This window comes from Clostridium sp. LIBA-8841 (assembly GCF_057782475.1).
In genome coordinates this window covers 14821-25676 of sequence record NZ_CM173488.1, presented here as the reverse complement: position 1 = coordinate 25676, position 10856 = coordinate 14821, and the positions used below count along the sequence as shown (strand labels likewise).

Below are 10856 nucleotides of genomic sequence, written 5' to 3'. Positions count from 1 at the left end.
AGAACTAATATTTTTATTTATTCAAAAGGGGTGTTTTAAATGAACATAAGTAATACTTTCAAAAAAATAATGGATGCTACAGCTGAGATTGAAACCAACCTTGGTAATCCAATGGCATGCTTTCTTGAAAAACAAGAAAGAGAAGAAAAACAAAGAAAAGCACACCGTAATGAAGTAAAAGCTAAGGGAGAAAAAAAGAATTAAAAGATTAACTTATTCACATAAAAATTTTAATTATCAACAAATAATCTAAAAACTCTAATGTTTTTGTGTATAACATTAGAGTTTTCTTTTTAATAGTTCTGTATTTTAGTAGGTCCACCAATAATATCTCTTCCAACAAACAATGAACCTTTTTCATCAACTTTTATTGTCCATTTTATTAGAGCAATTTCTCCTCTTTCAATCTCAATAGCCGTAACAGTTCTAGGAAGCACACAACATCCTATATTGAAATATGTTGAATCATTCCTACTTCTTGGAAATAAAGTTTTATGAGTATGTCCAAGAACAACTCTTGTATCATTTTCTTCAGCCCAATTAATTATTTTTTCATCAAATTTATCTCTTTTATTATTACTCTTAGCAGGACTTATAGGATCTTTAAATCCCATAAAAGCCTCTAAAATAGCCCATACATATCTAACTAAAAATTTTGATAGAAAAGCCAATTCATTATTTAAAAAATCTACTTGATGTCCATGTAATATAAAGAAATCTCTCTTGCTCTCCTCATGTACTAGAACTAATGATTCATATATTTCTAATGTACTATAAAAATCACAAGCAGAATGATTTCGCCTATTTCTTCTTTTATTTTTTCTTAAAAATTTTATTTTACTTTTATCTTTATCATGATTTCCATATATCATATAAAGCCTATTTTTTTCTTTGAAATCATCTAAAACTTCATATACATCATGATTCATATCATATATTTCTTGTAAATTCTTAAACTTCCAAAGTTCATCTCCGTCTCCAACTTCTATATAAGTAAATTTATTTTTATGATAATACCTAAGTGCCGTTAGATATATGTTAATATTAGGAGCCAAGCTATCCTTATATGTTCCATCCCCTCTATGACAGTCACTAAAAAAAACTATTTTAGAATCATTGTTAAAAACAATTCTTTTAGAATTATTTTTTAATTCATTTAATTTTTCAACTCTCATTAATAACTCCATATAATATTACTTCATATATATCTTATGTTTCTTTTTAAGTAATAGATACCAATTGATTAATAAGTAATTTATCACAAATAAAAAAACAATATCTGATCTATGTTATAAAAAGATTTTATAATCCTTTTAATTCCTATTACAGAAAATAATAGTATAATATTAAGAGTTAAAGGAGGAAATTTATATGGATATATTTTTTTACTTAGTATTTTTTATTTGTATCTTCTATATTCTATTGAAAGTATTCTTTAAAAAAGTTTTAAAAGAAATATTTATTGAACTGTTAGATGATGATAATGAAAAGCTTAAATTATTGATTAAAGAATGTCTTAGAGAACATGATTTTTCTAAAAGAAATAAAGATTAAGTAAAATAAAAAAAGCATCTAGTAAAACTAGATGCTTTGGCGGAGAATCCGGGATTTGAACCCGGGCGCCGCTTAACACGACCTACTCCCTTAGCAGGGGAGCCTCTTCAGCCACTTGAGTAATTCTCCACTTGTGGCGGAGAGAATGGGATTCGAACCCATGGTACGCTCACACGCACGCCGGTTTTCAAGACCGGTGCCTTAAACCAACTCGACCATCTCTCCATACTTGACACATTTATTATTATATCATTTTTGATTTATATGTCAACTATTTTTTTTAAAAAAGATACTAATTTTATTATTATAGTATCTCTTTATTACGTAATTAATTATTGTAAAGGTATTTTCATAAATAATATCCAAGTGAATACTGTTAATACAAACCCTATTATATTTAATATTAAAGGAAACTTACTTTCATTGTGCTTTTTAAAAGCTATGTACCCAGCAATAATTCCTGGAATTGAAAAAGGTAATCCAAGCATGAAAAAGTATAATGCTGCAAAAATACTACTCCATCCTAAATATATAGATAGTGTATACGCTGTTGACTTTTTAGGTTTTTTAGCTCTAACTGGTCCTGATGATCCTTTCAAAATATCTCCTCCCAATAAAAATTCATATACTTAAATTATACATTTTAAATTAATAAAAAAATTATATTATGTATAAATTTTATATTAATAATTTTAATAGTTGTAATAAAAATTATTGATAGACTCATTTATTATTGACTAATATTTAATCTTAAAATATAAAATAAAAATTTTGTTACCATAAGAAAGTTTATCTAAAATTCAACGTAAAGTAAATTATATTTTAACATAATATCATATTTTTTATATAAACATAAATAAAAGCATCTAGTAAAACTAGATGCTTTGGCGGAGAATCCGGGATTTGAACCCGGGCGCCGGTTGCCCGACCTACTCCCTTAGCAGGGGAGCCTCTTCAGCCACTTGAGTAATTCTCCACAATATTCCATTTTTATTTTTTGTAAAAAAAATGGCGGAGAGAATGGGATTCGAACCCATGGTACGCTCACACGCACGCCGGTTTTCAAGACCGGTGCCTTAAACCAACTCGACCATCTCTCCGCGGTACGTTAATTATTATATCAACTGTTTAAATTTATGTCAACACTTTTTATAAAAAAATAAGAGATACTATATTATAGTATCTCTATCATAATATCTCTTATTCGATTTAATTAATCTTCATAATCTCTTTCTTTTTTGCATTTACAGCAACATTTACAACAGCACTCTTTGTCTTTATCTTTATCCTTACAATTTTTATAACAATCAATTGTAGCATACAAATACTTAAATGCCTCATAAACTGTTCTTTCTAATAATTCATCTAATTCCATCGCTTCGCATAATAAAGCCTTTTCTTTTCTCATTAAGCATTCTAATTCTTCTTTTAATTCATCAATTTCTTTTTTAACTTCTTTTGCTTTTTTAACTTTTTCTTTAACAGCTTTATTAATCTTAGTAGCTTCTTTAGTTAAATCTTCAGATTTTTTCTCTAACCATTTACATTTATCACAGTCTTTTTTACACTTATCGTCTTCCTTTTCACACTCTGACTCTTTGCATTTGCAACAGTCTTCTTTACATTTGCAACATTCTTTTTCACAGCATTTGCGACATTCTTCTTTACATTTATCCCATTCTTTTTCACAACGTTTGCGACATTCATCTTTACATTTATCGCATTCTTTTTCACAGCATTTGCACCATTCATCTTTACATTTATCGCATTTTTTTTCACAGCATTTGCAACATTCTTCTTTACGTTTTTCGCATTCTTTTTCGCATTTTGACTTTTTGCATTTGCAACAGTCTTCTTTACACTTATCCCATTCTTTTTCACAGCATCTGCAACATTCTTCTTTACATTTATCGCATTCTTTTTCGCATTTTGACTTTTTGCATTTGCGCCAGTCTTCTTTGCATCTGTCATCTTCCTTTTCATATTCTGACTTTTTATATTTGCGATATCCTTTTTCATATCTATCGTATTCATTTTCATAATCATATCCATAGTTATCCATAATAGTACACCTCACTTTAATTTAAACCTAATTTATAATATGTTAATTAAGATTTTTTTGATACTATAAAAATAAAAACGGTATTTTAAATACCGTTTTTATAATTTTGATATTATAGATTTAAATCATATAATATGACATCTATTATGTTTTATATAAATTTATTCAAATTACTTTAGTCTTCTAAATAATAAATATTACTTTAACAAGTCACATCTCATATATTCTTTTAAAGCTTCTGGTATAACTACTGAACCATCTTCTTGTTGGTAGTTTTCTAATATAGCAGCTACAGTTCTTCCGATAGCAACTCCTGATCCGTTTAATGTATGAACAAATTGTGGTTTTTCTTTTGGAGAGTTTTTGAATTTTATGTTAGCTCTTCTAGCTTGGAAATCTTCAAAGTTTGAACAACTTGAAATTTCAACATATCTATTGTAGCTTGGCATCCAAACTTCTATGTCATATTTTAATGCAGCTGTAAATCCTAAGTCACCTTTGCATATTCTAACTATTCTATATGGTAATCCTAAAGCTTGTAATACAGATTCAGCGTCTTGAACTAATTTATCTAATTCCTTATAGCTATCTTCTGGCTTACAGAACTTAACTAACTCAACTTTATTGAATTGGTGTTGTCTTATAAGACCTCTTGTATCTCTTCCTGCAGATCCAGCTTCTGCTCTGAAGCAAGCACTGTATGCAGCGTGTTTTATTGGAAGTTTATCTCCTTCTAAAGTTTCGTTTCTGTACATGTTTGTTACAGGAACCTCAGCTGTTGGTATTAAGAAATATCCATTGTTTTCTACTTTAAAAGCATCTTCTTCGAATTTTGGAAGTTGACCTGTACCAGTCATACTATCTCTGTTTACCATGTATGGAGGTAATACTTCAGTATATCCATTTTCAAATGTGTGTTTATCTAAGAAGAAGTTTATTATAGATCTTTCTAATCTAGCACCCATTCCTTTATAAACTGTGAATCTTGATCCAGCAACTTTTCCACCTCTTTCGAAGTCTAAAAGATCTAAATCTGTTCCTAAATCCCAGTGAGCTTTCGGTTCAAAGTTGAATTTAGTAGGTTCTCCCCATCTTTTTATTTCAACATTATCCTCATCAGTTTCTCCTTCTGGAACAGATGGGTTTGGTATGTTAGGGATTCTTAACATGATATAGTTGATTTTATCATTTAACTCAGCAACTCTAGCATCATCAGCTTTGATTTTATCTCCTATTTCTCTCATTTCAGCCATTACTTCAGTAACGTCTTCTCCAGCTTTCTTTCTCTTTGGAATTTCAGCTGATACTTCATTTCTTTGCTTTTTTAAAGCCTCAACATCAACTAATATTTTTCTTCTTTCTTCATCTAAAGCTATAACTTCGTCTATAACATTTACGTCGAAATCTTCTCCTCTATTAGATAAAGCATTTTTTACTTCTTCAGTATTACTTCTTAACTTTTTTAAATCTAACATTTCCATTCTCCTTTCAGAACTTTATTTATATTAAAAATTTTATTAACTAAAAAAATATATAAAAAAGGAGCCTTCGTTCCCTATAAAAAGGGACGAAAAGACTCCGCGTTGCCACCCTAATTGATAAAACATAAAATATTTTATCCTCTTAAAAACTTTAACGGTTAATTCCGTACTGCTCATCACAGTCCCTCACAGGTGGATTCATGAAAATATTGTACTAGTTCACACCAACCACTAGCTCTCTGAAAGCAATATATAACATTACTAGCCTGCTCACAGGTTTAATATTAACTTAAACTTAATATATAAAAAATATACTTTAATATTTGTCTTTTGTCAATTCTTAACTATCTTTTGGTAGATTTTTTGTGCATATAATGTCTACTCCTGTATTCATTATATTCTTACAGACCACATTTCCACTTTTAGTAGGTACTCCAACATATAATCTACTTAAAACACTTGAAAAATCAATCCATTTAGACATTTCAACTGGTTTGTTGCTTTTCACAGGCACTACATTATATTTTTTAGACCCTCTAACTCTAACAACACTAGTAAATATATCTTTATGCATTAAAAACACCCCTTTAGACTCTATTAAACTCCTTAATTCTAGATGCTAAAACCTTAGAATTTTTAGAATCCTCAACTATTTCTGTTGGCTTTTTATCAAGCTCTCTCGCTAATATATTTATTATTTTACTTATGCAATAAGCTCCATGGCAAGTTCCAAAGGTAGCACCTGTTCTTCTTTTTACGCCTTCAACGGTTCTTGCCCCTAAAGGACGTCTAATACAATCTACTATTTCTCCTTCACTAATACCATTACAAAGACATACTATTTTTCCATATCTCTTATCTAAGGATATAAGCTCATTTCTTTCTTCATCTGATAATTCTCTAAAACGATAAAATTCTCTTCTTTTATCTACAAAATTTTTATTTAAACTACAATTTAATTTTTCAATTATTTCATCACATATTATTTTTGATACAGCAGGAGCTATGGTAACTTCTCCGTAATGTTTTCCCATAACCTTTATATATCCATTATTCTTTCTACTATCATCTATAATCATTCTATCGTTACTATGATCATCATAAAAAATATCTTTAACATTTTTTCTACTAATGCTATTTATCATTTCTTTAGCTAATTTTAAGGATTTCATAAATCCTAATGACTGATTTGAATTTATACCAATTAACGTATCTCCATTAACAGTATTTTTTTGGATTATAAATTCTTCCTTATTTTTTAGTTTGACAACTATATTTGATGTTTTTTCTTTTATTTCATCATTTAATAATAAATAATAAGTTTTTAAAGCATTTTTTTGCTCATAATCTTTATCTTGATCTATGGTATAATGCTCACCTGGCGTTGTATTAATAACAAATCTGCAAGTAAACTTATTTTTATTTGTAGTTACTCTAAATCCTTTTGCTATACCTTGAATATCTAAAACTATTTCCTCTAGTCTGAAGCTTACTCCATTATCATAAGCTATTTCTGCAAACCCTATTGCCAAATCATATGGACTTGTAACTGCTATATTTTCTGAGTATATAGCTTTTTTTATTTCACCCTTATAGTTAGGTTCTATTTCTCTTGCTCTTTTCTCATCAACTAAGTAAATATTATTTATTCCTCTAGATTTAGCTCTTCTATAGTTCTCTTCAATTATTCTAACCGTCTCATCATTTTCAGCTATAGTTAAATGGCCTACTCTTTTAAATGGAACATTTAATTTTTTAGTTATTTCAGGTAACATCGTGTTTCCCATATTTTCTAAATAACCCATTAAATTATCCTTACATTCAGAACCATCATATACAATTGCTGTATTAACAAAGGAAACATCATCTGCAATATCAAAATCTTTCTCTATAAGAGCTATGTTTAAGTTATATTTTGATAACTCATATGCAACAGAGCATCCTATGATTCCTCCACCTAATATCAACACATCATAATCCATATGTTTCACCCCTAGCTCTTAGATATCTTCCACTAAAAATTATATCATAAATTCCAAAAACTATTATAAATATTAGTAAAATTATAAACATATAAAAAGGAGTGTTTAAACACTCCTTAGAATTTTAATATAAAAATTCTAAAAAATATTTAATACACTCATATTATTTTTATTATTCTTGTGATATTTTATTTAAAATATCTCCTAATTGATTTATAAATTCACCATATGAAGCCCAATCACCATTCTTTTGCGCCTCTATAGCCTTATTAAATAAATCAGCAGCCTCTTTTACTCCGCCATTATTTACTGGTGCTTCATTCGTAGTATTTCCATTTATATTAGAATTTTCTCCCTCTCCTGGTGAACTATAATTAAATAATTTTAGTAATGCCTTTTCAACATTTTCTTCTATAACTATTTTATCACCATTAGAAAGTATAACTCTCTTCATTTCAGGCATACCATTTCCTGAATCAGCTTTTAAATAAATTGTATTCAAATATAATAAAGAGTCATCTATAGGAACAATAATTATATCACCATATATAACCTCTGATCCTTTTCCAGTCCAAAGACTTATTTCCTTAGATATATTAGGATCTTGTTGTATTCTATTCTTAAATAGAATTGGACTATATATAGTTCTTTGAGGAGGGAACTTGTACATTACTAATTCACCATAGTTATCTCCATCCATTCTTGCTCCAAGAAGAGCCACCATACTTTGTTTGCCTCTCATATTAAAATAATCTAAAAGCATCATTTCAACATTCTCTTCTCCAGGTAACTTTGTCATAAGATAAAGTCCTTCATTTTCAGATTCATTATTTTTAGATTCTCTTACACTACCGAAAATTGACTTTCCATTTCCTTCATCTTCCTGACTTGAACTTTCTCCTCCATGTTTAAGAACCTCTAAAGATCTATCCCATAAATCTTCTTCAGTGAATAATTTAATAGGATCATCTAAATGGTACTTTGTTAAAACCTTACTTTGTAGTTCAAATAAGTTTTGAGGATATCTGAAATGTTCCTTTAAATCCTGAGGCATTTCAGACATAGGTTTAAATAAACCTTTATATATTTTTGAGTAACACTCAATTATAGGATCATTTTCATCTGCTATATAGAAATTAACATCTCCATTAAAAGCATCTACAACAACCTTAACAGAGTTTCTTATATAGTTTATTCCTTCATGAGGCTCTGATAAAGGATATTTATCTGTTGTTGTATATGCATCCATCATCCAAACTAACCTTCCATCATGAATTACCACATATGGATCACTATCATAAGTTAAGAAAGGCGCTATTGCTTGAACTCTATCAACTATATTACGGTTAAGAATTATTCTACTTTCTGATGTTATAGAACTAGACATTATTATTTTAGGACTCTTTTCGTAAATACTAAATAATAATCTATTAAAAGGTGTCATTTTTATTCCACCAGTTCCATTATAATTAAATGTATTTTCAGTATCTCCTGTTGGATAATCAAATTCACCACCTTCAGTATTTACAATAACATAATCATTATCCCCTTCACCAAAATATATTCTTGGATTCTCAAGATTGATATCTGTATTGTTAACTGTTGGTATATCTTTCATAACGAAATCAGGTTGTCCAGCTTCTGTTACACTATTAACCCTACTCATAGCTACTCCATACCCATGAGTATATCTAAGATGTTTATTTTGCCATGTAGTCATAGCTTCTCTATTTATTTCTCTTGGTGAAATAAATACTTGAGTATATTTTCCATTTATATCATATCTATCTGTATCAGTATCATTAAATTGATAGTAATTTTTTATAAGTTGAACTTGTTGATAGAAACTTAGTAGAGGGCCTGTTGAATTAACCTTCAAGTTTTCAATTATATCCTTATTATCTTCTAACTCTTGGCTAGTTATATTCTCATTAGGCTCCATTTCTTTTACTGCAATATTATCAATATTAAAAGCCTTCTTAGTCGCCTCAATATTATAAGAAATATACGGTTTTTCTAACTCCATTTCATTTGGTTTAACAAAAAACTGTTGAGTAAGAATCGCTACTACAGGCTCTAAAACAATAAGTACAGCAATTGCCGCAATTGATATTATTATTGGTCTAAATTTTGTCCTTAATATTGAAACAAAAACTATTATTGAAGATATTACGCAGGCTACAGCTATAACCTTATAAAATAATAATGTTATCTTAACATCTGTATAGCTTGCTCCATAGACTACTCCCCTAGTACTATAAACTAAATTATATGATTTTAATAAGTAACCACCAGCTATAAGTAATGCTAATATTGATGCTAACACTGCTAGTTGTTTTCCCGCAAATTTTCTTATACCATCAACCCTATTATTTATACTTATAACATTATCTTGGTTTTGATAGAATTTATCTTTAAGACCTAACGCTAAATAGATTAAAACTGTTATAATAGCTAATATAACTATTAATGATATAGTAGCATTAAAAATAGATTGTACTAATGGAAGTTTAAAAACATAAAAAGATATATCTTTGTTAAATATAGGATCTACTTCTCCAAAAGGAACTGCATTAGTAAATTGAAGAATTTTATACCACTGAGTTGCTGCAGTAGCTCCAGCTCCTAATACTGATATTCCTAAATTTAATAACAAGAAATATTTTTTAATTGATTTAAACTTAGATTCCCCCACTAAATTATTTATACTTTTTCTCAAAGAAAAAAGATATATAGCTATAACAGCAAAATATACTATAAATATAGGTATAAATAATTTGCATATAGCCACTAATTTAGTAAAAAACACATCTAAATATCCTACTTCTTTAAACCATTGAACATTAATAATAAAGTTAGTTGAAACTAATAAAATTACAACTAGAAGTAAGACACTCATAAGAACTATATTTAGTATCTTATTTTTCAAAATTTCCCCTCCTTAAATTTTTAATATTTCATATATATACTTAAAATAAAACTTTATTAAAATTCAGATATATATTAATAACCTCTGAACTTTAATAAAATCTATATAGAAAATTATATTTATAAATTCTATAAAAAATATTTTTTTAAATTAATTCATATCATCTGCTTCTTTTAATATATCTAGCAATATATTATTCCCACTCTTCATAGAATGATGTCCCTTAATTGCTTCTATAAAATCTGGATCATAATCATTTTCTCTTAGATAATTAAATGCTTTATCTCCATGATTATAGTAAATATATATAGCTTTTATATTTTGAAACTTTCTTATTTCATTATTAGATAATCTTTTTCCCAAAATTAAAAAAGATTTAGTCATCACATTTAATGGATAATATAGTTTTCCTATATCATGTAATAATCCTAATTTAGAAACTTTTCTTAATTGTATATCTGAGTTAATTCCTTTAGCTCTAGCTAATCTAACACAATCCCTAGAAACTTTTATACAATGTAGCTGCTCACCTTTTTTAAGTTTTTTAAAAAGGTGTAACTCGTACTCAGTTAAAAAGCATTCTACATAAGCATAATCTAGCTCTTTAAAATTAGCTGAAATAGCCCAAAAGAATTGCTTTATTCTGTAAGTCATATTAGGTATTCACCTTCTGTTCTTATTAAAGATATTAATATTGTAAATTATAACATATAAAGATAATTATTATATATTATCTTTCCGTTAATATATTTATCCACTAACTAAATGTTTATATGTATATAACTCACATATTTCCTGTGGATAACTTGTTAGTTTTTTATAATTTATGTGGAAAATTTTTAAGATTA

General features: G+C 28.0%; 10 protein-coding genes, 4 tRNA genes and 1 other annotated feature. Of the genes, 2 read left to right on the top strand and 12 right to left on the bottom strand.

The annotated features are described in order from the left end of the window. Positions 1–39: 39 nt before the first annotated feature. Positions 40–204 (top strand): hypothetical protein, encoded by a 165-nt coding sequence (locus AC2A4K_RS00130; RefSeq protein WP_322505358.1) that lies wholly within the window; start codon positions 40–42, stop codon positions 202–204. An 89-nt stretch (positions 205–293) separates the two neighbouring features. Here AC2A4K_RS00130 and AC2A4K_RS00125 read toward each other — a convergent pair whose 3' ends face one another. Further along, positions 294–1175 (bottom strand): metallophosphoesterase, encoded by an 882-nt coding sequence (locus AC2A4K_RS00125; RefSeq protein ID WP_322505357.1) that lies wholly within the window; start codon positions 1173–1175, stop codon positions 294–296. A 196-nt stretch (positions 1176–1371) separates the two neighbouring features. Here AC2A4K_RS00125 and AC2A4K_RS00120 point away from each other — a divergent pair, with 196 nt between their 5' ends. Next, on the top strand, positions 1372–1554 hold the full coding sequence (locus AC2A4K_RS00120) for a hypothetical protein (protein WP_322505356.1): 183 nt from the start codon (positions 1372–1374) through the stop codon (positions 1552–1554). A gap of 37 nt (positions 1555–1591) precedes the next feature. On the opposite strand, the gene AC2A4K_RS00115 is transcribed toward AC2A4K_RS00120, so the two are convergent. From AC2A4K_RS00115 to AC2A4K_RS00065, 11 genes are all read right to left on the bottom strand, one after another. Then, positions 1592–1683 (bottom strand) — tRNA-Ser (locus AC2A4K_RS00115). Positions 1684–1688: 5 nt separating this feature from the next. Beyond that, positions 1689–1779 (bottom strand) — tRNA-Ser (locus AC2A4K_RS00110). A gap of 107 nt (positions 1780–1886) precedes the next feature. Further along, entirely contained in the window at positions 1887–2153 is a 267-nt protein-coding gene (locus AC2A4K_RS00105) for a hypothetical protein (protein WP_322505355.1), read from the bottom strand. A gap of 286 nt (positions 2154–2439) precedes the next feature. Beyond that, positions 2440–2530 (bottom strand) — tRNA-Ser (locus AC2A4K_RS00100). 33 nt (positions 2531–2563) lie between these two features. Next, positions 2564–2654: transfer RNA gene (locus tag AC2A4K_RS00095), tRNA-Ser, on the bottom strand. Positions 2655–2767: 113 nt separating this feature from the next. Beyond that, on the bottom strand, positions 2768–3616 hold the full coding sequence (locus AC2A4K_RS00090; RefSeq protein ID WP_322505354.1) for a hypothetical protein: 849 nt from the start codon (positions 3614–3616) through the stop codon (positions 2768–2770). 197 nt (positions 3617–3813) lie between these two features. Beyond that, positions 3814–5091 (bottom strand): serine--tRNA ligase, encoded by a 1278-nt coding sequence (serS, locus tag AC2A4K_RS00085; RefSeq protein ID WP_322505353.1) that lies wholly within the window; start codon positions 5089–5091, stop codon positions 3814–3816. Positions 5092–5176: 85 nt separating this feature from the next. Continuing rightward, positions 5177–5380, bottom strand: a binding site (T-box leader). Between the two features lie 57 nt (positions 5381–5437). Continuing rightward, positions 5438–5671, bottom strand: coding sequence for a DUF1667 domain-containing protein (locus AC2A4K_RS00080; RefSeq protein WP_322505352.1), 234 nt, complete (start codon positions 5669–5671; stop codon positions 5438–5440). A gap of 13 nt (positions 5672–5684) precedes the next feature. Then, positions 5685–7079 (bottom strand): NAD(P)/FAD-dependent oxidoreductase, encoded by a 1395-nt coding sequence (locus tag AC2A4K_RS00075; RefSeq protein ID WP_322505351.1) that lies wholly within the window; start codon positions 7077–7079, stop codon positions 5685–5687. Positions 7080–7251: 172 nt separating this feature from the next. Further along, entirely contained in the window at positions 7252–10008 is a 2757-nt protein-coding gene (locus AC2A4K_RS00070; RefSeq protein ID WP_322505350.1) for a UPF0182 family protein, read from the bottom strand. Between the two features lie 150 nt (positions 10009–10158). Continuing rightward, positions 10159–10662: an HD domain-containing protein gene (locus AC2A4K_RS00065; protein ID WP_322505349.1), complete on the bottom strand. Its 504-nt coding sequence runs from the start codon at positions 10660–10662 to the stop codon at positions 10159–10161. Positions 10663–10856: the final 194 nt, after the last annotated feature.